The organism is Streptomyces sp. bgisy027 (assembly GCF_057710365.1).
In genome coordinates this window covers 154,719-178,001 of the sequence record NZ_JBYIVZ010000002.1, presented here as the reverse complement: position 1 = coordinate 178,001, position 23,283 = coordinate 154,719, and the positions used below count along the sequence as shown (strand labels likewise).

At 73.1% G+C, this 23,283-nt stretch carries 17 protein-coding genes and 1 pseudogene; 11 read left to right on the top strand and 7 right to left on the bottom strand.

Going from position 1 to position 23,283, the window contains the following annotated elements; all coding sequences use genetic code 11:
• Nucleotides 1–46 precede the first annotated feature (46 nt).
• From iolC to AC3ETA_RS02770, 6 genes and pseudogenes are all read left to right on the top strand, one after another.
• Nucleotides 47–997, top strand: a complete 951-nt coding sequence (gene iolC, locus AC3ETA_RS02795; protein ID WP_432191192.1) for a 5-dehydro-2-deoxygluconokinase — start codon at nucleotides 47–49, stop codon at nucleotides 995–997.
• On the top strand, nucleotides 994–1,875 hold the full coding sequence (locus AC3ETA_RS02790; protein ID WP_432191191.1) for a Cgl0159 family (beta/alpha)8-fold protein: 882 nt from the start codon (nucleotides 994–996) through the stop codon (nucleotides 1,873–1,875). Before iolC ends, AC3ETA_RS02790 begins: the two co-directional genes overlap by 4 nt.
• Before the next feature lie 64 nt (nucleotides 1,876–1,939).
• Nucleotides 1,940–2,251 (top strand): annotated as a pseudogene (locus AC3ETA_RS02785) (5-deoxy-glucuronate isomerase); the annotation flags it as partial.
• A gap of 37 nt (nucleotides 2,252–2,288) precedes the next feature.
• Nucleotides 2,289–4,190, top strand: coding sequence for a 3D-(3,5/4)-trihydroxycyclohexane-1,2-dione acylhydrolase (decyclizing) (gene iolD / locus AC3ETA_RS02780; RefSeq protein WP_432191190.1), 1,902 nt, complete (start codon nucleotides 2,289–2,291; stop codon nucleotides 4,188–4,190).
• Nucleotides 4,187–5,689: a CoA-acylating methylmalonate-semialdehyde dehydrogenase gene (mmsA, locus tag AC3ETA_RS02775; RefSeq protein WP_432191189.1), complete on the top strand. Its 1,503-nt coding sequence runs from the start codon at nucleotides 4,187–4,189 to the stop codon at nucleotides 5,687–5,689. The genes iolD and mmsA overlap by 4 nt, the downstream gene beginning before the upstream one ends.
• A gap of 197 nt (nucleotides 5,690–5,886) precedes the next feature.
• Complete coding sequence (locus tag AC3ETA_RS02770) at nucleotides 5,887–7,284, top strand: APC family permease (RefSeq protein WP_432191188.1); 1,398 nt, start codon at nucleotides 5,887–5,889, stop codon at nucleotides 7,282–7,284.
• 3 nt (nucleotides 7,285–7,287) lie between these two features.
• On the opposite strand, the gene AC3ETA_RS02765 is transcribed toward AC3ETA_RS02770, so the two are convergent.
• Nucleotides 7,288–7,698 carry a GNAT family N-acetyltransferase gene (locus tag AC3ETA_RS02765; RefSeq protein WP_432191187.1) on the bottom strand — a complete coding sequence of 137 codons (411 nt, stop codon included), beginning with the start codon at nucleotides 7,696–7,698 and terminating at the stop codon, nucleotides 7,288–7,290.
• A gap of 116 nt (nucleotides 7,699–7,814) precedes the next feature.
• On the opposite strand from AC3ETA_RS02765, the gene AC3ETA_RS02760 reads away from it, so the two are divergent.
• The 5 genes from AC3ETA_RS02760 to AC3ETA_RS02740 all read left to right on the top strand — a co-directional run bounded on the left by AC3ETA_RS02760 (nucleotide 7,815) and on the right by AC3ETA_RS02740 (nucleotide 16,371).
• Nucleotides 7,815–10,466: a CocE/NonD family hydrolase gene (locus AC3ETA_RS02760; protein ID WP_432191186.1), complete on the top strand. Its 2,652-nt coding sequence runs from the start codon at nucleotides 7,815–7,817 to the stop codon at nucleotides 10,464–10,466.
• Complete coding sequence (locus AC3ETA_RS02755) at nucleotides 10,463–11,326, top strand: ABC transporter permease (protein ID WP_432191185.1); 864 nt, start codon at nucleotides 10,463–10,465, stop codon at nucleotides 11,324–11,326. The genes AC3ETA_RS02760 and AC3ETA_RS02755 overlap by 4 nt, the downstream gene beginning before the upstream one ends.
• Nucleotides 11,327–11,474: 148 nt before the next feature.
• Complete coding sequence (locus tag AC3ETA_RS02750) at nucleotides 11,475–13,037, top strand: vWA domain-containing protein (protein ID WP_432191184.1); 1,563 nt, start codon at nucleotides 11,475–11,477, stop codon at nucleotides 13,035–13,037.
• A gap of 80 nt (nucleotides 13,038–13,117) precedes the next feature.
• Nucleotides 13,118–15,046 carry an AMP-dependent synthetase/ligase gene (locus AC3ETA_RS02745; protein ID WP_432191183.1) on the top strand — a complete coding sequence of 643 codons (1,929 nt, stop codon included), beginning with the start codon at nucleotides 13,118–13,120 and terminating at the stop codon, nucleotides 15,044–15,046.
• A 59-nt stretch (nucleotides 15,047–15,105) separates the two neighbouring features.
• Complete coding sequence (locus tag AC3ETA_RS02740; RefSeq protein WP_432191182.1) at nucleotides 15,106–16,371, top strand: glycoside hydrolase family 26 protein; 1,266 nt, start codon at nucleotides 15,106–15,108, stop codon at nucleotides 16,369–16,371.
• Here the strand turns inward: AC3ETA_RS02740 and AC3ETA_RS02735 are convergent.
• From AC3ETA_RS02735 to AC3ETA_RS02710, 6 genes are read right to left on the bottom strand one after another with little or no spacing between them, the layout of a single operon-like run.
• A complete protein-coding gene (locus AC3ETA_RS02735; RefSeq protein WP_432191181.1) occupies nucleotides 16,334–17,461 on the bottom strand; it encodes a GNAT family N-acetyltransferase in 1,128 nt (375 codons plus the stop codon). The two genes, AC3ETA_RS02740 and AC3ETA_RS02735, sit on opposite strands and share 38 nt — an antisense overlap.
• Complete coding sequence (locus AC3ETA_RS02730) at nucleotides 17,458–18,123, bottom strand: YveK family protein (RefSeq protein WP_432191180.1); 666 nt, start codon at nucleotides 18,121–18,123, stop codon at nucleotides 17,458–17,460. The genes AC3ETA_RS02735 and AC3ETA_RS02730 overlap by 4 nt, the downstream gene beginning before the upstream one ends.
• Nucleotides 18,120–19,262: a glycosyltransferase gene (locus tag AC3ETA_RS02725; protein ID WP_432191179.1), complete on the bottom strand. Its 1,143-nt coding sequence runs from the start codon at nucleotides 19,260–19,262 to the stop codon at nucleotides 18,120–18,122. Before AC3ETA_RS02725 ends, AC3ETA_RS02730 begins: the two co-directional genes overlap by 4 nt.
• The gene (locus tag AC3ETA_RS02720) at nucleotides 19,259–20,050 is read right to left on the bottom strand and encodes a polysaccharide deacetylase family protein (RefSeq protein ID WP_432191178.1); all 792 of its coding nucleotides are present in this window, start codon (nucleotides 20,048–20,050) and stop codon (nucleotides 19,259–19,261) included. The genes AC3ETA_RS02725 and AC3ETA_RS02720 overlap by 4 nt, the downstream gene beginning before the upstream one ends.
• Nucleotides 20,040–22,022 carry a lipid II flippase MurJ gene (locus AC3ETA_RS02715; RefSeq protein WP_432191177.1) on the bottom strand — a complete coding sequence of 661 codons (1,983 nt, stop codon included), beginning with the start codon at nucleotides 22,020–22,022 and terminating at the stop codon, nucleotides 20,040–20,042. Before AC3ETA_RS02715 ends, AC3ETA_RS02720 begins: the two co-directional genes overlap by 11 nt.
• Nucleotides 21,932–23,263: an O-antigen ligase family protein gene (locus tag AC3ETA_RS02710; RefSeq protein WP_432191357.1), complete on the bottom strand. Its 1,332-nt coding sequence runs from the start codon at nucleotides 23,261–23,263 to the stop codon at nucleotides 21,932–21,934. The genes AC3ETA_RS02715 and AC3ETA_RS02710 overlap by 91 nt, the downstream gene beginning before the upstream one ends.
• Nucleotides 23,264–23,283: the final 20 nt, after the last annotated feature.

Sequence of the window (23,283 nt, the reverse complement as noted above, 5' to 3'; positions counted from 1 at the left end):
CGGCGTCGGCAAGGGTGCCGCGACACAGGGAGACCGAGGGAAACCGATGGCGTACGACCTGATCACCATGGGGCGGATCGGGGTGGACCTCTACCCTTTGCAGACCGGCGTCCCGCTGCCGCAGGTCACCTCCTTCGGCAAGTTCCTCGGCGGCTCGGCGACGAACGTCGCGGTGGCCGCCGCCCGCCTCGGCCGCAGCACCGCGGTGATCACCCGCACCGGGGACGACCCCTTCGGCACCTACCTCCACGAGGCCCTCAAGGGCTTCGGCGTCGACGACCGATGGGTCACCCCGGTCCCCGGCCTGCCCACCCCGGTCACCTTCTGCGAGGTCTTCCCGCCGGACGACTTCCCGCTGTACTTCTACCGCCTGCCCAAGGCCCCCGACCTGGAGATCGACGCCCATGAGCTCGACCTCGACGCCATCCGCGACGCCCGGATCTTCTGGGTCACCGGCACCGGCCTGAGCGAGGAGCCCAGCCGCACGGCGACGCTCGCGGCCCTCGCCCATCGCGCCAAGGCCGGGACGACGGTCTTCGACCTGGACTGGCGGCCCATGTTCTGGAGCGACCCGGCCGCCGCCCGCCCCTTCTACAAGGAGGCGCTGCGCCACACCACCGTCGCCGTCGGCAACCTCGACGAGGTGGAGGTCGCGACCGGCGTACGCGAACCGCACGCCGCCGCCCGCGCGCTGCTGGACGCGGGCGTGCGGCTCGCGGTCGTCAAGCAGGGCCCCAAGGGTGTCCTCGCCGTCGACAGCGACGGCGAGGCGGCCGAGGTCCCGCCGCTGCCCGTGAACGTCCTCAACGGCCTCGGCGCCGGCGACGCCTTCGGCGGCTCCCTCTGTCACGGCCTTCTCGAAGGCTGGGACCTGGAGCGGACCATGCGGCACGCCAACGCCGCCGGCGCCATCGTCGCCTCCCGCCTGGAGTGCTCCTCCGCGATGCCGACGCCCGACGAGATCGAGGCCGCGATCGCCGCGGGGGCCGTCAAGTGAACGTCGACATCTGCGAACTGGTCCGTCTGCGCACCCAGCGCCCGGAGGCCGTGGCCGAGGCCGCCGCCCGGCGCAGGCGCCGGCCGCTGCTCGGCGACAACGGCCGGCTGATGATCGTCGCCGCCGACCACCCGGCCCGCGGTGCCCTCGGCGTCGGGGACCGCAAGCTCGCCATGGCCAACCGCGCCGACCTGCTGGAACGGCTCTGCCTGGCCCTCGGCCGGCCCGGCGTCGACGGCGTCCTCGCCACCGCCGACATCCTCGACGACCTGCTGCTGCTCGGCGCCCTCGACGGCAAGGTCGTCATGGGCTCGATGAACCGCGGCGGCCTCCAGGGCGCGAGCTTCGAGCTCGACGACCGCTTCACCGGCCACCGCGCCGAGGACATCGAGCGGCTGCGCTTCGACGCGGGCAAGCTGCTGCTACGCGTCGACTACGACGACCCGGGCTCCCTCACCACACTGGAGTCCACCGCCCGCGCGATCGACGACATGGCCGCCCGCCGGCTCCCCGTCTTCGTGGAGCCGTTCCTCAGCAGCCGCACCCCCGAGGGCAAGGTCAGCAACGACCTGTCCGCCGAGGCCGTCACCAAGTCCATCGCCATCGCCTCCGGACTCGGCGGCACCTCGGCCTACACCTGGCTCAAGCTCCCGGTCACCGAGAACCCCGACGACATGGCCGAGGTCATGGGGACCTCCACCCTCCCGGCCGTCCTTCTCGGCGGCGAGGTCGGCGACGACCAGGACGGGGCATATGAGAAGTGGCGGGGCGCTCTGCAACTTCCCACCGTGCGGGGTCTGGTGGTGGGACGGTCGTTGCTCTACCCGGCGGACGGGGACGTGGCCGCCGCCGTCGACACCGCCGTAGGACTGCTGTGAGGGCCTGATGACGAACCGCGAGCCGTACGCCGGGACGAGCAGCGGACCCCGCGTCCCGCAGGACACCACCGGCGACAGTGCATGGATCGTGCCTCCGCTGAACGGCGGATGCACTGTGGACGTCGAGAACGAGAAGTACCAACTCCCGGGCAGGGAGAGCGTGTTCAGTGGAGTCTGCGACTTCGCCCACGTGTCCCGTGCCGCCCGGGCACAGATCGCCTCCGGCGCGGAAGGCCGCTTTGCTTTGGCAGGAGCGAAGTGCGAGCGAAGACTCCCCGCCCGCTACGGCCCCGCGCCGGAGGTCCCGAACGGTTTCGGTCATCAGCGCGTATTCCCCTCGCGTGAGGGCGGATCCGACGCCCTCGCGCAGGATCGCTGATCCGCTTCCATCCGGCACCTACGGAGGGTTACCGATGACCTCAACGACGAGGCTCACGGTCGCACAGGCACTCGTCCGCTTCCTGTCCGCCCAGTACACCGAGCGCGACGGGACGCGCCACCGCCTGATCGGCGCCACCTGGGGCATCTTCGGCCACGGCAACGTCGCCGGGATCGGCCAGGCGCTCGTCGAGTACGGCGATGTCATGCCGTACCACCAGGGCCGCAACGAACAGGCGATGGTCCACGCGGCGGTCGGCTACGCCCGCCAGTCGGGCCGGCTGTCCACCCACGCCGTCACCACCTCCATCGGCCCCGGCGCGACCAATCTCGTCACCGGCGCCGCCCTCGCGACCGTCAACCACCTCCCGGTCCTGCTTCTGCCCGGCGACGTCTTCGCCGCCCGCCCCGCCGACCCGGTCCTCCAGCAGCTCGAAGTGCCGTACGCGGGCGATGTGTCGGTCAACGACTGTCTGCGCCCGGTGTCCAGGTACTTCGACCGGATCACCCGTCCGGAAGCCCTGATCCCGTCGGCCCTCCAGGCCATGCGTGTGCTCACCGACCCCGTCGAGACCGGCGCCGTGACACTGGCGCTCCCGCAGGACGTGCAGGCCGAGGCGTACGACTGGCCCGAGGAGTTCTTCGCCGAGCGCACCTGGGTGGTGCGCCGGCCGGGCGCCGACCCGACCGAACTCGCCGAGGCCGTGACCGCGATCCGCGGCGCCCGCCGCCCCCTCCTCGTCGCGGGCGGCGGCGTCCACCACAGCCGCGCCGAGGAGGCCCTCGCCGAGTTCGCCGCGGTCACCCGTATCCCCGTCGCCGCCACCCAGGCCGGCAAGGGCTCCCTGCGCTTCGACCACCCCCAGGACGTCGGCGGCATCGGCCACACCGGCACCGCCACCGCCGACGAACTCGCCCGCACCGCCGACCTGGTCATCGGCGTCGGCACCCGCTACACCGACTTCACCACCGCCTCCGGCACCCTCTTCGCGCACCCGGACGTCCGCTTCCTCAACCTCAACATCGCGCCCTACGACGGCCACAAGCTCGCCGGGATGCCGCTGATCGCGGACGCCCGCAGCGGCCTGATGGAGCTGACCGCGGCCCTGGACATGCACGCCCACCGGGTCGGCGCCTCCTACGTCGCCGAGTACACCGAGGACAAGGAGCGCTGGGAGCAGCGCGTCGACGCCTGCTACGAGGCCGACGAACCCGACGTACGGCCGACGCAGCCGCAGGTGCTCGGCGTCCTGGACGCGCTCGTCGACGAGTCGGACGTGATCATCAACGCGGCCGGCTCCCTCCCCGGCGACCTGCACAAACTGTGGCGGGCACGCTCGCGCGACCAGTACCACCTGGAGTACGGCTACTCCTGCATGGGCTACGAGATCCCGGCCGCGATCGGCGTGAAGCTGGCGGCTCCCGAGCGCCGTGTCTGGGCGCTGGTCGGTGACGGCACCTATCTGATGATGCCGACGGAGATCGTGACCGCCGTGCAGGAGGGCGTCGCGATCAAGGTGTTGCTCGTGCAGAACCACGGGTACGCGTCCATCGGCGGACTGTCGCAGGAGACGGGCGCCGAGCGCTTCGGCACCGCCTACCGCCACCGGGCGGCCGACGGCACCTTCACCGGTGCCCCGCTCCCCGTCGACCTGGCCGCCAACGCCGCGAGCCTGGGCATGCGGGTGCTGCGGGCGAAGACCGTCAGCGATCTTCGTGAGGCGCTCGCCGAGGCCCGCGGGGCCGACACTCCCACATGTGTCTACGTCGAGACCCAAACGGCAGACACAGTGTCGGGCCCGCCGCCCGCGCAGGCCTGGTGGGATGTTCCCGTGGCCGAGACCGCGACCCGACCGTCGGCGGTCAAGGCACGTGAGCTGTACGAACGGCACGTCTCGACCCGACGCCGCCATCTGCGAAGGAGTAACCGGTCATGACGAAGATCGTCAACCACTGGATCGGCGGCAAGACCGCCGAAGGCGCGTCGGGCACGTACGGGCCGGTCACCGACCCGGCCACCGGCGCGGTCACCACGAACGTCGCCTTCGCCTCGGTCGACGAGGTGGACGCGGCGGTCGCGGCCGCCAAGGAGGCATACCTGACCTGGGGCCAGTCCTCGCTGGCCCAGCGCACCTCGATCCTGTTCAGGTTCCGCGCCCTGCTGGACGCCCACCGCGACGAGATCGCCGAGCTGATCACCGCCGAGCACGGCAAGGTGCACTCCGACGCCCTCGGCGAGGTCGCCCGCGGCCTGGAGATCGTCGACCTGGCGTGCGGGATCAGCGTGCAGCTGAAGGGCGAGCTGTCGACGCAGGTCGCCAGCCGTGTCGACGTGTCGTCGATCCGCCAGCCGCTGGGTGTCGTCGCGGGCATCACGCCGTTCAACTTCCCGGCGATGGTGCCGCTGTGGATGTTCCCGCTGGCCATCGCGTGCGGCAACACCTTCGTGCTGAAGCCGTCCGAGAAGGACCCGTCGGCGTCGGTCAGGATCGCCGAGCTGCTCGCCGAGGCCGGGCTGCCGGGCGGTGTCTTCAACGTCGTGCACGGCGACAAGGTGGCCGTCGACCGCCTCCTGGAGCACCCCGACGTCAAGGCGGTGTCGTTCGTCGGCTCGACGCCGATCGCCCGCTACATCCACACCACCGCCTCCGCCAACCACAAGCGCGTCCAGGCGCTCGGCGGCGCCAAGAACCACATGCTGGTCCTGCCGGACGCCGACCTGGACGCCGCCGCCGACGCCGCGGTCTCGGCCGCCTACGGCTCCGCGGGCGAGCGCTGCATGGCCATCTCCGCGGTCGTGGCCGTCGGCTCCATCGGCGACGAGCTGGTGGAGAAGATCCGCGAGCGCGCCGAGAAGATCAAGATCGGCCCCGGCAACGACCCGGCCTCCGAGATGGGCCCGCTGATCACCGCCGTCCACCGCGACAAGGTGGCCTCCTACGTCACCGGCGCCGCGGCCGAGGGCTGCGAGGTCGTCCTCGACGGCACCGGCTACACCGTCGACGGCTTCGAGGACGGCCACTGGATCGGCATCTCGCTCCTCGACAAGGTGCCCACGTCCGCGAAGGCGTACCAGGACGAGATCTTCGGCCCCGTCCTGTGCGTGCTGCGCGCCGAGACGTACGAGGAGGGCGTGGCGCTCATCAACGCCTCGCCGTTCGGCAACGGCACCGCGATCTTCACCCGGGACGGCGGCGCCGCCCGCCGCTTCCAGCTGGAGATCGAGGCCGGCATGGTCGGTGTGAACGTCCCGATCCCGGTCCCCGTCGGCTACCACAGCTTCGGCGGCTGGAAGGACTCCCTCTTCGGCGACCACCACATCTACGGCAACGACGGCACGCACTTCTACACCCGCGGCAAGGTCGTCACCACCCGCTGGCCCGACCCGGCCGACGCCCCCACCGGCGTCGACCTGGGCTTCCCGCGCAACCACTGACACCCGGTGGGGGACCGTCCGCATTGCGGACGGTCCCACTTTTTTGTGCGCCCGAGCTGCGGTTCCCGCACTCGTGGAAGTCGCCCTGTATGCGGCCTTGAAGCGACGTTAACGCGTGAAAGCGGGCCCCGGGACCACGGATTCCGTAGGTGAACACCCATTGACGCGATGGTTTCCGTCGATGTTGCATCCCCCTCGTGACCGACACCCTCACCCCCGTCGAGGGCGCCGCAGTCGAGGCGTCGGACGGCCCCCAGAAGCTCAAGCGCTCCATCGGCGTGGTCGGCGGCACCCTGCTCACGCTCTCCTGCGTGACCCCCGCCTCCACCCTCTTCGTCGTCGTCCCCGACCTGTTCGGCTCGCTCGGCACCGCCACCGCCCTCACCATCGCCATCGGCTCGCTGCTGTGCGTCGCCGTGGCGTTCTGCTACTCGGAGCTGGGCACCCTCGTCCCCAGCGCGGGCGGCGAGTACGCGATGGTCTCCACGCTGGCCGGACGCCTCGCCGGCTGGCTCGTGTTCGTGCTCTCCCTGCTGGTCGTCATGGTCGTCCCGCCGGTGATCGCGATGGGCACCGCCGACTACCTCGCCCCGATCGTCCACCTCGACCCCGCCATGACCGGCGCCGGCGTCATGCTGCTCGCCACCCTCGCCGGTCTGCTCGACCTGCGCGCCAATGCCTGGATCACCGGCGTCTTCCTGGTCCTTGAGGTCATCGCCGCGGCCGTCGTGGCGGTGCTGGGCTTCGCCCACGCCGAGCGCGGCCCCGCGAGCCTGGTCTCGATGGAGGTGGCCGGCGCCGACGGGCACGCCGATACCGTGACGGCCCTGCTGGTCGTCTCCGGGCTCGCCATCGCCCTGTTCGTCACCCAGGGCTTCTCCACCGCCGTCTACCTCTCCGAGGAGTTGGAGAACCCCCGCCGCAACGTCGCCCGCACGGTGCTGGCCACCCTCGCGATCTCCGCGGTGATCATCCTGGTCCCGGTCGTCGCCATCACCCTCGGAGCCTCGGACCTCCAGGAGCTGACCGGCGGCGACCTCTCCGCCATGGTCACCGCCTGGTCCAACTCCGCGGTCGGCACCTTCGTCAGCCTCTGCGTGGCCCTCGCGATCATCAACGCGGGCATCGTCATGGTCATCCAGAACTCCCGCGTGCTGTACGCCTCGGCCCGTGACAAGGCCTGGCCCCGGCCGGTCAGCGACGTCCTCGCCAGGCTCGGCCGCTTCGGCTCCCCCTGGGTCGCCACCCTCGCGGTCGGGGTGCCCGGCGCGGCCCTGTGCTTCGTCAACCTCGACACCCTGTACGGCGTCACGGGCGTCTCCGTGACCGGCATGTACCTGCTCGTCGCGGTCGCCGCCCTGCTCGCCCGGCGCGGCTCGCACCGGCACATCCGCGCCTGGCGGATGCCGCTGTGGCCCGCGATGCCCGTCCTGCTCATCGTGGTCCTCGGCTACATCCTCACCCAGCAGGAGACCGCGCATCTGCTGTGGACCGGGGGCATCACCGCCGCCGCCACCCTCTACTGGGCCCTGTACCTGCGCCCGCGCCGCGACACCCGCTGGCTGGTGACGCTCCCGGAGGACGCGCGCACCTGACCGTCAGTGGAAGTCCCACGTGACGACCGAGCACGCCCCGTCGCCCTTGCCACCCGCACTGCGGTAGGTGGCGAGGGCGACCTCGTCCCCGGCCTCGATCAGCACCCACATCCCGTAGCACCCGAGCCGTCGGCCCAGCGCGTCCAGCCGCCGCACCAGGGCCCGCCCGATGCCCCGCCGCCGGTACGGCCCGGCCACCCCCAGTTCGTACAGGAACATCTCGGCGCCCTTGTCGGGGTGCACGGTCTCGACACCGCTGACGAAACCCACCGGCTCGCCGTCGACGTAGGCCACGAGGAGGTGGTGACCCCCGGTCCCGAGGAAGCGCTCGGCCCACTCGGGGCGCACCGGGTGATCGAAAAGGTGCTCTGCGGCGGCGACTTCGGCAGGGGTCGTGGCCCGGCGGATGTCCATGGGCCTTCGTACCACGGCTGGTGTACACGGGAGCCGGCTCGTACTTCCGTGGTAGGGGTGGCGGTTCGGCCTCCGGTAGACAACCTGCCGACAGGTTCGCCCCGTACCGTTGAACCATGGATCTTCGATTGCCCGGGCTCCGCGCGCTACGGGGGCCGCGGCGGCTGCTTGCCGCCGCGGCCGCTGTCGTCGTCATAGCCGGTGCCGGTACGTGGACAGCCGCGTCGGCCGACGACGACGCGCCCGCGGTGCGCCGCGCCGACCGGGTCATGGACATGGGCGACGGGGTGCGCGTCGACACCTCGTACTTCACCGCCGCCGAGAGCGGCCGCCGCCCCGCCGTCCTGCTCGCGCACGGCTTCGGCGGCAGCAAGGACGACGTAGGGCAGCAGGCCGAGGACCTCGCCCGCGACGGGTACGCGGTGCTGACCTGGTCCGCCCGCGGCTTCGGGAGGTCCACCGGCAAGGTCGGGCTGAACGACCCGAAGGGCGAGGTCGCCGACGTCTCCCGGCTGCTCGACTGGCTGGCGAAGCAGCCCCAGGTCGAACTCGACAAGGCCGGCGACCCGCGCGTCGGCATGGCAGGCGGCTCCTACGGCGGCGCGATCTCCCTGCTGGCCGCGGGACACGACGACCGTGTGGACGCCATCGCCCCGGCGATCACCTACTGGAACCTCGCGGACGCGCTGTTCCCGAACGGCGTGTTCAAGAAGCTCTGGGCGGGCATCTTCGTCAACTCGGCGGGCGGCTGCCAGAAGTTCGAGAAGCAGGTCTGCGCGATGTACGACCGGGTCGCCGAGTCCGGCGTTCCGGACGCGCAGGCCCGCAGCATGCTGGAGGAGCGCTCGCCGTCGGCCGTCGGCGACCGCATCAAGGTGCCGACCCTGCTGATGCAGGGGCAGTCCGACTCCCTCTTCCCGCTCGGCCAGGCCGACCGGGCGGCCGAGGCGATCAAGGCCAACGGCGCCCCCGTCGACGTCGACTGGATCTCCGGCGGCCACGACGGCGGCGACATGGAGACGGGCCGCGTCCAGGCCCGGGTGAAGTCCTGGTTCGACCGCTACCTCAAGGACGACAAGGGCGCCGACACCGACCCGGCCTTCCGCGTCACCCGCACCGGAGGCGTCGACTCCACCGACGGCCAGGCCCTGCTGCGGGGCGCGAGCGCCGACTCCTACCCCGGCCTGGAGAGCGGCCCGAAGTCCTTCCGCCTCAGCGGCGGCGAGCAGAGCTTCGCCAACCCGGCCGGCGCCGCCCCGCCCGCCGTGTCCGCCCTGCCCGGACTCGGCGGCTCCGGCGGTCTCTCCCAGCTGTCCTCGTTCGGCGTCGGGGTGTCCCTGGACTTCCCGGGCCAGTTCGCCGCCTTCGAGTCGGCGCCGGTCACCGGCGACCTGCGCATCACCGGCTCCCCGAAGGCCACCGTGCACGTGAGGTCGACCAGTAAGGACGCGGTGCTCTTCGCCAAGGTCTACGACGTCGGCCCCGGCGGCAGGCAGCAGGTGCTGCCGTCCCAGCTGGTCACACCGCTGCGTGTCGAGGACGCCCAGGCCGGCCGGGACGTGACGATCACGCTCCCGGCCATCGACCACGACATCGAGAGCGGCCACCGGCTGCGCCTGGTCGTCTCCTCCACGGACCTCGGCTACGCCTCGCCCCTCTCCCCGGCGACGTACACCGTCTCCCTGAAGGGCGATCTGACGGTCCCGACGGCGCCCGGCGTGGACACCGCCGCCGCCCCGCTCCCGGCCTGGGTGTGGTGGCTGCCCCTCGCGGGCGCGGGCGTCGCCCTCGCCCTGCTGCTGACGGCCCGCCGCCGCACCGCCACCCCCGCTCCCGACCCCGCGCTGGCCGACGTCCCGCTGCAGATCACCGACCTGAGCAAGCGGTACGCCGGCTCGCAGGACCGGTACGCCGTACGTGACGTGTCGTTCCGCGTCGAGAAGGGCCAGGTCCTCGGTCTGCTCGGCCCCAACGGCGCCGGCAAGACGACGACCCTGCGCATGCTGATGGGCCTGATCAAACCGGATGCCGGTGAGATCAGGGTCTTCGGCCACGCCATCCGCCCCGGCGCGCCCGTCCTGTCCCGGGTCGGCGCCTTCGTCGAGGGCGCGGGCTTCCTGCCGCACCTGTCGGGCCGGGAGAACCTGGAGCTGTACTGGCAGGCCACCGGCCGCCCGGCCGAGGACGCCCACCTCGACGAGGCCCTGGAGATCGCCGGCCTCGGCGACGCCCTGGCCCGCGCGGTGCGCACCTACTCCCAGGGCATGCGCCAGCGCCTGGCCATCGCCCAGGCCATGCTCGGCCTGCCGGACCTGCTGATCCTGGACGAGCCCACCAACGGCCTCGACCCGCCGCAGATCCGCGAGATGCGCCAGGTGATGATCCGCTACGCGGCGGCCGGCCGCACGGTCATCGTCTCCAGCCATCTCCTGGCGGAGGTCGAGCAGTCCTGCACCCACCTCGTGGTGATGGACCGCGGCCGCCTCGTGCAGGCCGGTCCGGTCAGCGAGATCATCGGCTCCGGCGACACGCTGCTCGTCGGCACGCCGGCCGCCCTGGAGGAGCCGGTCGTCGAGAAGATCGCCGCCCTGCCGGGCGTGGCCTCGGCCGTGCCCACCGACGACGGGCTGCTCGTCCGTCTCGACGCCGACGGCAGCGCGACGCGCCTGGTCGCCGAACTCGTCCGCCTCGAAGTGCCCGTCCAGTCGGTCGGCCCGCACCGCCGGCTGGAAGACGCCTTCCTCACCCTGATCGGAGGCTCCGCATGAGCACGCTCACCGAGCGCACCGAGGTCGCCTCCGGCTACCGGGCGGGCCGCACGCTGCCGCTGCGGGTCGAGCTGATCCGCCAGCTGAAGCGGCGCCGCACGCTGGTCATGTTCGGCATCCTGGCCGTGCTGCCGTTCGTGCTGGTCGCCGCGTTCGCGATCGGCGGCGAGCCGGACGGCGGCGGCAACCGGATCACCCTGATGGACACGGCCACCGCGTCCGGCGCCAACTTCGCCGCCGTGAACCTGTTCGTCTCCGCGGGCTTCCTGCTGGTCATCCCCGTCGCCCTGTTCTGCGGGGACACGGTCGCCTCGGAGGCCGGCTGGTCCTCCCTGCGCTATCTGCTCGCGGCGCCCGTGCCCCGGGCCCGGCTGCTGTGGTCCAAGCTCGTGGTGGGCCTCGGGCTCAGCCTGGCGGCCATGATCCTGCTGCCGGTGGTCGCGCTGGCCGTCGGCACGGCGGCCTACGGCTGGGGTCCCCTGCAGATCCCCACCGGCGGCTCGATCGACACGGGCACGGCGGCGCAGCGCCTGGTGGTGATAGTGGCGTTCATCTTCGTGTCCCAACTGGTCACCGCGGGGCTGGCGTTCTGGCTGTCCACCAAGACGGACGCCGCGCTCGGCGCGGTCGGCGGCGCGGTCGGCCTGACCATCGTCGGCAACGTCCTGGACGCGGTGACCGCGCTCGGCGACTGGCGGCACTTCCTGCCCGCGCACTGGCAGTTCGCCTGGGCGGACGCCGTGCAGCCCACTCCCGAGTGGTCCGGCATGATCCAGGGCACCGCGATTTCCGTAACGTACGCCCTGGTGCTGTTCGCGCTGGCCTTCCGCGGTTTCGCCCGCAAGGACGTCGTGTCCTAGGTCAACGGAAGATCACCCACCGGTCTCGACAGGTGTCCCCCGTGCCCCATTCGAGACTCATCCGCAACGCTCCGTAGCGCACGTTCCGGCCCCCTGGCCCGTCACAGTCACAGAAAGCCGACGTCAACGGACCCAGGGGGCACGGAAGATGGAGCGAGACCGCATACGAAACCTGCGGGGCACCCTGCTCGCGCTGACCGCGGCGGCCGGTCTGCTGCTCACCGGCTGCGGCGCGGGCGACGGCGACAACTCCTCCGCGGACAAAAGCAGCTACCCCACCGGCCGGCCGGCCCCCGCCCCCGGTTACGCCGACGGCGGCAGCACCGGCGGCACGGGCGAGCAGAAGAACGGCGACGACTCCGAGTCCCGGGAGTTCGCGCCGGCCCCCGACCACCTCTCCACCTTCGCCCTGGACGTCGACACCGCCTCCTACGGCTACGCCCGCCGCACCCTCGCCGACGGCCGTCTGCCCGACCCCTCGACGGTCCGCCCCGAGGAGTTCGTCAACAGCTTCCGCCAGGACTACGACCGTCCCGACGGCAACGGCTTCTCGGTGAGCGTCGACGGTGCCCGCACCGACCGCGAGGACTGGTCGCTGGTCCGCGTGGGCCTGGCCACCCGGCCCGCCGCCGACACCGGCGAACGCCCGCCCGCCGCCCTGACCTTCGTCATCGACATCTCCGGCTCCATGGCCGAGCCCGGCCGCCTCGACCTCGCCAAGGAGTCCCTCGGCGTGATGACGGACCGGCTGCGCGACGACGACTCGGTCGCGATCGTCACCTTCAGCGAGGAGGCGGAGCGGGTGCTGCCGATGACCCGGCTGGGCGGCGGGCGGGGCGAGGTCCACGACGCGATCGACAGCCTGGAACCCACGGACTCCACCAACCTCGGCGCGGGCGTGGAGACGGGCTACGAAACGGCTCAGGACGGTCTGCGCGAGGGCGCCACCAACCGCGTCGTCCTGGTCTCCGACGCCCTGGCCAACACGGGCGACACCGACGCGGACACCATCCTCGAACGCATCGCGTCCGAACGCCGCGAACACGGCATCACCCTCTTCGGCGTGGGCGTCGGCAGCGACTACGGCGACGCCCTGATGGAGCGCCTCGCCGACAAGGGCGACGGGCACACGGCCTACGTCTCCTCCTCCGAGGACGGCCGCGAGGTCTTCTGCGAGGACCTGCCGCGCAACATCGACCTCACCGCCCGGGACGCCAAGGCCCAGGTCGCCTTCGACCCGGCGACGGTCTCCGAGTTCCGGCTGATCGGCTACGACAACCGGCAGGTCGCCGACGAGGACTTCCGCGACGACAGTGTCGACGGCGGCGAGGTCGGTCCCGGCCACACGGTGACGGCCCTGTACGCGGTGCGCACCAAGCCCGGGACCGAGGGGCACCTCGCCACGGCGAGCGTCCGCTGGCTGGACCCGAGGACGCGGGCTCCGCACGAGGAGTCCGGGCGGCTGGAGAGCGGGTCCCTCGAGGACTCCGTCTGGAGCGCGAGCCCCCGGTTCCAGGTCACGGCCACGGCCGCGTACTTCGCCGACGCGCTGCGGCTCGGGGACGACCGCTGGAGCGCCCTGCCCGGCTCGGCACACCTCGGCGACCTGGCCGAGCGCGCCGACGGGTTGGCGAGCAGGACCGAGGACAAGGACGTACGCGGCCTGGCCGACGCCATCCACCGGGCGAGCGACCTCACGGGCCGGGGCTGAGCGCTGTCACAGGCATTGACCTTCGACTACGCGTGAGTAAGTTGACTCCCCGGTAAGTACGACGGGCACCGGGAGCCGACATGGGCGTACGCAAGGACCTGAAGCGGGCGAAGCGGCGGGGCGACCTGATGGAACGCGCCGCGGTCGAGGTCGTCAAGGACGAGCGGGGGATCGTCCGTGAGGCCCGTACGCCGCCGCTCGCACCGCCGTCGGCCTCCGGGACCACCGCCGATCTCCCGTACGTCAATGCCGCCGAGGAGCCCGACGCCGTCGTGCTGCGGCGCAGGCAGGGCGGCGACCCGACCTGGCATCCGGTCACCGCCGCCGCCTTCGCCCGCGAAGTCACCGCCGTGGCCAAGGGGCTGATCGCCGCCGGGCTCGAACCCGGCGGCCGGGTCGCCGTGATGTCGCGCACCCGCTACGAGTGGACGGTCCTGGACTTCGCCATCTGGGCCGCCGGCGGCCAGACCGTCCCGGTCTACGCCACCTCCTCCGCCGACCAGGTCGAGTGGATCGTCCGCGACTCGGGCGCAAGTCATGTCGTCACGGAGACGAAGGAGAACTCCGAGACGGTCGCGGCGGGCACCGCGGGACACGAACAGCGGCCGCGGGTGTGGCAGTTGGACGAGGAGGACGCCCTCGGCGCCCTCACCGCCCTCGGACGGAACCTGCCCGACGACGAGGTCACCGAGCGCCGCACGGCCCTCACCTCGGACACCATCGCGACCGTCTGCTACACCTCCGGCACCACCGGCAGGCCCAAGGGCTGCGTCCTCACCCACGCCAACCTCCACGCCGAGGCCGCCAACACGGTCGAGCTGCTGCACCCGGTCTTCAAGGAGGTCACCCGCCGGACCGCCTCGACCCTGCTGTTCCTGCCCCTGGCCCACATCCTCGGCCGCAGCCTCCAGATCGCCTGCCTGATGGCCCGCATCGAGATCGGCCACTGCCCGAGCATCAAGCCCGACGAACTCCGTCCGGCCCTGAAGGAGTTCCGCCCCACCTTCCTCGTCGGCGTCCCGTATCTGTTCGAGAAGATCCACGACACCGGCCGCGCGACCGCCGAGAAGATGGGCCGCGCCGCCTCCTTCGACCGCGCCGACCGCGTCGCCGTCCGCTTCGGCAAGGCCTACCTCGACAAGTTCCTCGGCACGGGCAAGGGCCCCGGCCCCGGCCTCTACGCCGCCTGGGCCCTGTACGACCTGCTGGTCTACCGCCGCGTCCGCAAGGAACTCGGCGGCCGCATGAGCTACGCCATCAGCGGCGGCTCCCCCCTGGACCGCGACCTCAACCTGTTCTTCTACGCCGCCGGCATCATCGTGTACGAGGGCTACGGCCTGACCGAGACGACAGCCGCCGCCGCCATCGTCCCGCCGCTGAGGCCCCGCCCGGGCACCGTCGGCCGGCCCGTCCCCGGCACGGCGGTCCGCATCGCCGACGACGGGGAGGTCCTCATCAAGGGCGGCATCGTCTTCGGCTCGTACTGGAACAACCCGGACGCCACCGACGCCGTGCTCCGGGGCGACTGGTTCGCCACCGGTGACCTCGGCGCCCTCGACGAGGACGGCTACCTCACCATCACCGGCCGCAAGAAGGACATCCTCGTCACCTCCGGCGGCAAGAACGTCTCCCCGGCCGTCCTGGAGGACCGCCTGCGCAGCCGCTCGCCGGTCGGGCAGTGCCTCGTCGTCGGCGACAACCGGCCCTTCGTCGGCGCCCTGATCACCCTCGACCCGGAGGCCCTCACGCACTGGCTCGCCGTACGCAGGATGCCCGCGGACACCCCGCCGGCCGAGGTGATCCGGGACCCGCGGATGCGCGCCGACGTGCAGAGGGCCGTCGACTACGCCAACGAGGCCGTCTCCCGGGCCGAGTCGATCCGCGCGTTCGTCCTGGTCGAAGGCGAGTTCAACGAGGACAACGGCATGCTCACCCCGTCCCTGAAGGTCAAACGGCACGCGGTGACCAAGGCCTACGCCGACGAGATCGAGACGCTGTACGGCAGCTGACGGCCCGTTCGGCCGCGCTCGGATGGTGCGACCGACGCGGATATGACTACCTATCACGTATGTCCCCTGACCGTCGCAGGTCCGCCCCCCGAGGGCTGGCGTTCCTCACCGCCTCCGTGGTCGCCGTGGCGGCCCTCGCACCCGGTACGGCCCTCGCGGCCGACGCCGCGTCCCGGCCCGACCCGCGCCGACCCGCACCCACGGCGTCCCCGGCACCCCCCGGCGGCGCCCACTCACCCAACGGCGCGCCCGCGCACAGCCCCGCCTTCGGCGCCTACCTGCACTACGGCCCGCTCGGGGTGAAGCGGATGCAGGAGCTCAGTCGCTGGCTGGGCGGCCAGGAGCCGCGCGTGGGGCACACCTACCTGCCGGGCGACCTGTGGGACAACATCGAGGGCGGGCACGGCTTCCTCGACAGCTGGGCGAAGTGGCGGCGCGCCAAGGCCGACCGGATGCTCGTGCTGAACGTGCCCATGATGGAACGCAACGAGGAGCACCTCCCGGACCGGGCCGTGCGCCGGCTGCTGCGGCGCGCGGCGTCCGGCGCCTTCGACGAGCACTTCGAGGTGCTGGCCGCGCGGCTGGTCGACCTGGGTGTGCCGGACACGGTCATCGTGCTCGGCTGGGAGATGAACGGCATCACCTACACCCACCGCTGCGGCCCCGACCCGGACAGCTGGAAGCGGTACTGGCGGCGCATCGTGAAGGTCATGCGCTCCGTCGAGGGACAGAAGTTCCGCTTCGACTTCGCCCCGAGCCGGGGCATGGACGCGATCCCCTGGCCCGAGTGCTACCCCGGCGACGACGTCGTCGACATCATCGGCATGGACGCCTACGACCAGCCGCGGGGCCTCGGCTTCGACGAGCAGGTCTCCGAGCCCTACGGCCTGCGGTACCACGTGGACTTCGCGCGCAGGCACGGCAAGCCGATCTCGTACCCCGAGTGGGGCCTGTTCCGCAACGGCGACAACATCAGGTACATGCTGCGCATGCTCGCCTGGATGGACGAGCACAAGCCGCTGTACAACACCATCACCGACTACTGCCCGCACGGCGTGTGGCTGTGCTCCGACAACCCCCGCGCCGCCGCCCTGTACCGCGTGCTGCTGTCCACCCCCTACCTGCCGCGGCCGAAGCCGGGGCCGTCGGCCCCCGCCGAGCCGGACACCGACCCGAAGCCGCCGTCCGACCCGAAGCCGGCCACTCCGGCCGCGCTGCCCTCCGAGCTGCCGCAGTGCACGCCGGTGGACCTGGACAAGGGGCTGAAGCAGCGGCTCGGCGACAGCCTCACCGTGTGCCTTCAGCGGGCGCGGAGCCGTCGGTGACCGCGCCCCGGCGCAGGATCTTCTTGGCCCGGCGCCGGGCGGCGTCCTCGGCCGCGGCCGCCGCCAGCAGCGGCAGGGTGCGGCGCCGGGCCAGCAGGAAGCGCTGGTTGACGACCGGCTCGGGGCACCAGCGGTACTTGTAGGGCTCGTCGCCGCGCAGCAGGCTCAGCGACCGGCGTCCGTCGGCGGCGGCGTGGTCGGCGGACGCGCGCAGCAGCATCGTCGCCACGTCCACCCGGCGCTGCCGCAGCTGCGGATCGAAGCCGTACATGTACATCCCCGCCAACGCCCCGGACAGCAGCGTGATGTTGACCGCCACCACCGAGCCGTCGAGCCGGAACTCCGACGTCGCGGCCTCACCGGTCCGCGTCAGCGGAGCCGCCGCCCGCACCAGGTGCTCCAGGAACCGCGGCCGCAGATGCTCGGCCGACACCTGCCGGCCCTCCCACTGCAGCCGGTGCAGTTCGAGGAGCCGGCCGAGCGCGGGCCCGGTCTCGTCGGGCTCCACGAAACGCCACTCGACGCCGATCCGGCCGAGCTGGTTGATCTTGCTGCGGATGCGCCGGGCACGCCCCGTCGGCAGCCGTCCCACCAGGTCCGTCATGGGCAGCGCGGGCAGCTCCAGGCAGATGGAGTCACGCACCCGCTGCCGCGGGCCGCGCCAGCACCGGTAGACCTGCTCCATGGCACCCCCGGGCCGCACCTCGCGGAAGTCGACCAGCGCCGAGCGGGCCAGCTCGCCCAGCGCGTCCGCGAGCGCCTCGGCGGCCGGCGCGGCCACCGCGTCGTCGATGAGCACGTCGCACAGGTCGGTGATGGCGCCGCCGATCGGCACCAGCGCCGGCAGCGGATGATGCACCCGCATCATCGGGGCCGCCGCCACCAACTCCTCGCCCCTGCGCACCAGGACGAGCCGCAGCCGGCCCGGCGTGCCGTACGACAGCCACCACGAGTGCAGCCACGCGTGACTCTGGAACGGCGTCGCCGACGGGCACGCCCGGTACAGGCGCTCCCACTCTCCGGCCAGCTCCGCGAACGCGCGCTCCTCGGTGCACACCTCCACCGAGAGCGCGATGACGGGCGCCGTCACCCGAGTGTTCCGTGGGTGTCGGCGGCGTTGGCCGGACCGGGCACCGACGCCCGGCCGGTGTCGTCGTCGTCCTCCGTCCGCCGCGGCCGGACCAGCAGCGAGAGGCCGCCCAGCAGACCGCCCGCGCTCGCGCCGACGAGCGCGGTCAGCGCCGGGGACGCGGACGACGGCTCGGTGGGCCGCGCGGCACGGGACAGGCGCTCCAGCTTGATGCCGGTGTCGTCCTTGGTGTTGTCCGCGTGCGTCAGCAGGGCCCGGGACACCGCGTTGGCCATGTCCACCGCCTGGCCGGGGTTCGTCGAGGTCGCCGAGACCGCGACCATCGGCGCGTCCGGGGAGGTCGCTACGTCGACGCTCTCGCGCAGCGTGGACGCCGGCACGCCCGCCCACACCTGTGCGTCGCCGAGCACCGCGAGCTGCTTGGCCACCCGGCCGTAGGCCTGCGCGAAACCGAGCGCGTCGGTGCAGTCGGCGTCGGTCCTGCCGTTGGGCACCGCGACGACGGAACTCGTCGCCGTGTACTGCGGCGGCCGCAGCTGGCCGTAGGCACCACCGGCCACGACACCGATCAGCGCGCCGGCCGGCAGCCACCACCACGACGGCAGCCGCCTCATCCGTGAACGGTCGAAGAGCTGGTCACGCCCAGCGGGGTTGTCCGTCATGAGGAACTCACTTCCAGGTTCGAGCCGGACAGAGCGGCCGTGTACAGATCCATCAGCTGTCGTGCGGTGGCCGCGATGTCGTAGCGGCGTACGGCGTCCGGGGCGCTGCGCTCGCCCGGTCCCGCCGCCCGCAGCCGCAGCAGTTCCCGCGCGTACGCCCCGGCGCCGCCCGCGACCCGCCGGGCACCGGGCGCCGCACCCGGCGGCAGGTCCTCGACGGCGGGGCAGCTCGCGTACAGCACGGGGAGCCCGGCCGCCAGCGCCTCCACCACGGCCAGTCCGAAGGACTCCTCCGGCGACGGCGAGGCGAGCACGTCCATCGCGGCGAGCAGGTCGACCAGGCCGGGCGCCTCGTCGTGGGGGCCGGGCAGGCCGGGGCGCTCGCCCGTCATCAGGACCCGGTTGGAGACGCCCAGGTCCCGTGCGGTGCGCCGCAGCACGTCCTCCTCGGGACCGCCGCCGACCAGCAACAGCCATACGTCACCGGGCAGCAGCGCAAGCGCCCGCACCAGCAGGTCGAAGCGCTTGCCCGGGGTCATGCGTCCCACTCCGCCGACGACGAACGCGTCCTCGGGCAGCCCGAGGAACGTGCGGGCCACCTCGCGGCGCGCGGCGTCGTAGCGGAAGCGGGGCGCGTCGATGCCGTTCGGGATGACGCGGATGCGCTGCCCGGGCACGCCCCAGTGCCGCAGCCGCTCGGCCACCGTCGGGGAGACGGCCACCGTGGCGTGGCCGAGGCGCTCGCCGGCCAGGTACAGCCCGCGTACGCCCGCGGTGCGCGGCCGGCCCTCCAGCCGGGTCGCGCCGATCGAGTGCTCGGTGGCGACGACGGCCCGTACCTTCGCGAGCCGCGCCGCGACCCGCCCGTACAGACAGGCCCGGTACAGGTGGGTGTGCACCAGGTCGTAGCCGCCGTCGCGGATCAGCCGGGTCAGCCGGGGGAGGGCGGCCAGGTCGCGGTTGCCGGTCATGCCGAGGTGGGTGACGCGCACCCCGTCGGCGGTCAGGCCGTCGGCGACCGGGCCCGGGTTGGTCAGCGTCACCACGTCGCACTGCGCGGGCAGGTGCCGCAGCAACAGCCGCAGCTGCTGCTCGGCGCCGCCGACGCCGAGGCCGGTGATGACGTGCAGGGCCTTCACACGGACTCCAGCGCACGGCCGTAGACCCAGGCGAGGCGGCGCTTCAGCTCCAGCCGGACGGAGGAGTCGGCCTCGCCGATGTGGATGCGCGGCAGCGCGAGGTCGCCGGAGCCGGCCGGGCCGGGGGTGATCGCGCAGCCGTAGCGGTACCCGGCGTGGCGCACGGCGTCGATGGCCCGCTCGTCGAGATGGCCGTACGGGTAGCAGAAGCCCTCGACGTCCTCGCCGGTGATGTCGGCGAGCCGGTACCGGCTCTCGGCGACCTCGGCGTGCAGTTCGTCGTCGTGGGCCCGGGTCAGGTCGATGTGGGTCAGACCGTGCGAGGCGATCTCCATGCCCGCGTCCGCGGCGAAGCGGATGCCGTCCGCGTCGAGCAGGGCCTTGCGGGGGCCGCTCTGCTCCCAGGAGTTCTCGCCGTCGAGCAGCCCCGGCAGCACGAACACGGTCGCCGTGAAGCCCCAGCGGTGCAGCACGGGCAGGGCGGTGGTGACGAAGTCGGTGTACCCGTCGTCGAAGGTGAGCCCCACCAGGCCGCGCTCCAGGCCGAGGGCGCGCGCGTCGAGCAGCTCGCGCACGCTCACCCCGCGCAGGCCGCGGGCGGCCATCCAGGCGAACTGCCGCTCCAGGCGCCCGGGGGTGACGGTGATGTCGTACGGGTCCTCCGGGCAGTTCGAGACGGAGTGGTACATGGCCACCCAGGCGGCGGGCCGCCGCTTCGGGCGTCCCCCGGTGACGGGGGCGGGGAGGGGTTCGGCCGCGGGTGGCGCGGCGGTGATGTCAGCGACCATGGCGGAGCCTTCGTGTGACGGAGCTACGGACGGATTGCGTGACAGGAAGCAGGAGGGAGCGGGCACCGGCCGCGTCGAGGGCCCAGGCCAGCAGCAGGAAGACGGCGCTCACGCACAGACAGCAGGCGGCGACGGCGGCCGCGGGGGAGTCGAACTGCCGCACGCACAGCAGCCCGGCGCCGGTGGCGCAGACGGCAGCGCGCACCGGCCGGGACAGTTCGGCGACGACCCGGCGCACGCACACCGGCACGGCACGCGGGCCCAGGCCGAGCAGCAGGAGCAGCGCGGTGAGGGTGATGCCGGCCGCGTTGGCCGCGGCGATGCCGCGCGCGCCCCAGGGGTCCACGGCCCACAGGCTGATGCCGGCGGTCGCGAGCGCCCCGGCGCCCATCGCGCCCAGCGGGAACCAGGTGGTGCGGCCCGTGGAGAAGTACGACCGCACGAGCGCCCCCACCAGCGTCTGGCCGAGCAGCCCGAGCGCGTACACCCGCATGACGGCGGCGGTGGCGGCGGTGTCCTCGGCGGTGAACGCGCCGCGCTGGAACAGCAGCCGGACGAGCTGCGGCGCACCGGCGACGACGACGGCGGCACCGACCAGCACCAGACAGGCCATCAGCGCCAGATCCCGCTCGACCCGTTCCGTCGCCCGCTTGGTGTCGCCCTCGGCGATGGCCCGCGCCACCACCGGGAAGGTGACGACGCACACCATCATCGACAGCGACATCGGCAACTGGGCTACCTTCTGGGCGTAGTTGAGATGCGAGATCGACCCGGCGGGCAGCCCGGAGGCGAAGTACCGCTCGACGAGCACCTGCGACTGCCGGCACAGCGCGAACAGCAGCACGGCGCAGACCAGCCCGAACGCCACGGTCCGGCCGCCGTCCCCGTCGTGCGGGGACGCCGGGACCTGAACCTCGGCCGACTGCCCGGGCCGCCGTGCGATGCGCCGCCACAACGGCGGTGCCTGTACGGCGGCCATCAGGCACCCGCCGAGCGCGACGCCGAGCGCGGCGGCCTGTACGCCCCACCGGGCGCCGAGGGCGAACATCGCGGTGATGATCGCGAGGTTGTAGGCGATGTAGATGGCGCCCGGCGCGAGATAGCTGCGGTGGGCCCGAAGGGCTGCGCTGAAGTAGCCGGCGACGCCGAAGCTCAGCACGCAGGTCGCGGTGAGCCGGGTGCAGGACACGGCCGGCGACGGGTCGGAGAGGCCGGGCGCGAGGAGCGAGACCAGCATCGGCGCACCGGCCGCGAGCAGCGCCGCCGTACCGGCCAGGGCCAGACACAGCCGCGGCAGTGAGGAGGAGACCAGGGCCCGTACGGGGTCGGGGGAACCGGGCCCGCGGGCCGCGCGGCGAGCCAGCGCCACGCTGAACGCCGGCACCAGCACGAACGCCATCCCGTCCTCGATCAGCAGCGTCGACGCCATCTCCGGCACCGTCCAGGCCACCAGGAACGCATCGCTCTCGGCCCCGGCCCCGAACAGATGCGCCAACGCCTGATCCCGCCCGAGCCCGAGCAACGCCCCGGCCATCGACAGCGCGGCGGACAAGAGGGTCGCCCGCGCGAGGAAGCGCCGGGTGGGGGCGCTGGGGCGCCGGGGGGCCGGGGGCCGGCGGGTGGAGGCGGGTGGAGGAGGGGGCTTGACGGGACGTGGGCGGGGGGCGCCGACCGTGCGATCGGCGCCGTCCCGCAGCGGGGGCAGGCCGTTCGCGGTGGCCGTGAGGTCGGGGAGGTCGTGGACCGGGCGCGGGGTGCGTACCCGGGCACTCGGGGTGCACGGATCGGCCGGGGACGTGCAGGCCGCCGCGTCGGCCCTCAAACCGCCGGTCGAGGTGGCGGCACGGGCACGGGCGCCGTCGGTCGTCGCCGGGCCGGGGGTCATCGTGCCGCCGGTTCGGCGGTCGGGGCCGGTTGCGGGGCGGGCGTCCTGGCCGGTTCCCTGGCTGCGGTGGGGGTCAGTGCCCACCACGCCGCCAGGCCGAAGGAGATGGCCGTGAGGACCGTGGAGGGGCCGCCGATGTCGGCGTAGAGGAAGTTGACGAGCTGCCAGAGCAGCAGGCCGCAGACCGGCAGCGCGCAGTCCGGGGCGGGGCTCCCGCCGCGCCGCAGCCGGCGCAGGGCGGCCACCAGCAGCGCCAGCCAGCTGCCGGCGACCGTGATCAGGCCCAGCATGCCCTGCTCACCGAGGAGCAGCAGATACATGTTGTGCGGGGACAGCAGCGGCTGGCGCCGGTAGGCCTGGCCCGCCCCCTCCGTGTCGCTGCCCGAGGACAGCGCGAGCGAGGCATGGCCGTCCCGGTGCGCCGGGAACGCCTTCAGTCCCACGCCGGCCACCGGGTGCTCGCGCCACATGCCGGCCGCCGCCGCCCACATGGTGTAGCGGTCGATCACCGACTGGTCCGGCGCGTCGGTGACCTGGGTGATGCTGGTCAGCCGCTCCTCCAACGCCGTCGCGCCCAACCCGAGCCCGCCGACCAGCAGCACCGAGGCCGCGGTGACCGCCGCGAACACCTTCGCCGCCCGCCGCACCCCGGCCATCAGCAGCTGCGCCCCGCAGGCCAGCGCCGTGGCGATCCAGGCGCCCCGGCTGAAGGACAGCGCGAGCGGCACCGTCAGCACCAGCGCGCATCCGGTCGCCACGAGCTGCTGCCGCCGGTCCCGCGCCGCGAGCGCGAGCCCGGTCGCGGCGACCGTGCCGAGCGCGACGACGGTGGCCATGCCCATCACGTCGGACGGCCCGAACGTGCCCACCGCCCGGATGAACGCCCCCTGATACGACGCCCCGGTCCCGGTGAGGTACTGCTTGACGCCGATCGCCCCCTGCCACAGGGCGAGCCCGACCAGCGACCACATCAGCAGCCGGGCTCCGCGCCGGTCGCGCACCAGCACCAGCACGGCGAGCGGGATGAGCACGAACACCTGGAGGTACCGGGCCAGTCCGGTCACCGCGTCGGCGGCGGTCGCGGCACCCGCCGCGGCGACCGCGATGCCCACCACCGGCAGCCCGAACACGACCGCCGCGGTCCGCGTCAGCGGCCGCCGCGCCCGCAGCACGGTGTCGACGACGGCCCACAGCACGACGAGCGCGGAGGCCGCGTCGGCGGGCGTCGCGGAGCCGCCCGGCACGACCGGCAGCCCCAGCAGGACGACCACCGCCACGACCGGCAGCACGGACAGGACGGGCCGCAGGGAGCGCACCCGGCGCCGCACCGAGGGCGGCAGCGCGGGCG

Coding starts and splice junctions, on each gene's coding strand:
- iolC (WP_432191192.1), top strand. CDS start 47: ATGGCGTACGACCTGATCACCATGGGGCGGATCGGGGTGGACCTCTAC.
- iolD (WP_432191190.1), top strand. CDS start 2,289: ATGACCTCAACGACGAGGCTCACGGTCGCACAGGCACTCGTCCGCTTC.
- mmsA (WP_432191189.1), top strand. CDS start 4,187: ATGACGAAGATCGTCAACCACTGGATCGGCGGCAAGACCGCCGAAGGC.
- AC3ETA_RS02765 (WP_432191187.1), bottom strand. CDS start 7,698: ATGGACATCCGCCGGGCCACGACCCCTGCCGAAGTCGCCGCCGCAGAG.
- AC3ETA_RS02760 (WP_432191186.1), top strand. CDS start 7,815: ATGGATCTTCGATTGCCCGGGCTCCGCGCGCTACGGGGGCCGCGGCGG.
- AC3ETA_RS02755 (WP_432191185.1), top strand. CDS start 10,463: ATGAGCACGCTCACCGAGCGCACCGAGGTCGCCTCCGGCTACCGGGCG.
- AC3ETA_RS02750 (WP_432191184.1), top strand. CDS start 11,475: ATGGAGCGAGACCGCATACGAAACCTGCGGGGCACCCTGCTCGCGCTG.
- AC3ETA_RS02745 (WP_432191183.1), top strand. CDS start 13,118: ATGGGCGTACGCAAGGACCTGAAGCGGGCGAAGCGGCGGGGCGACCTG.
- AC3ETA_RS02740 (WP_432191182.1), top strand. CDS start 15,106: ATGTCCCCTGACCGTCGCAGGTCCGCCCCCCGAGGGCTGGCGTTCCTC.
- AC3ETA_RS02730 (WP_432191180.1), bottom strand. CDS start 18,123: ATGACGGACAACCCCGCTGGGCGTGACCAGCTCTTCGACCGTTCACGG.
- AC3ETA_RS02720 (WP_432191178.1), bottom strand. CDS start 20,050: ATGGTCGCTGACATCACCGCCGCGCCACCCGCGGCCGAACCCCTCCCC.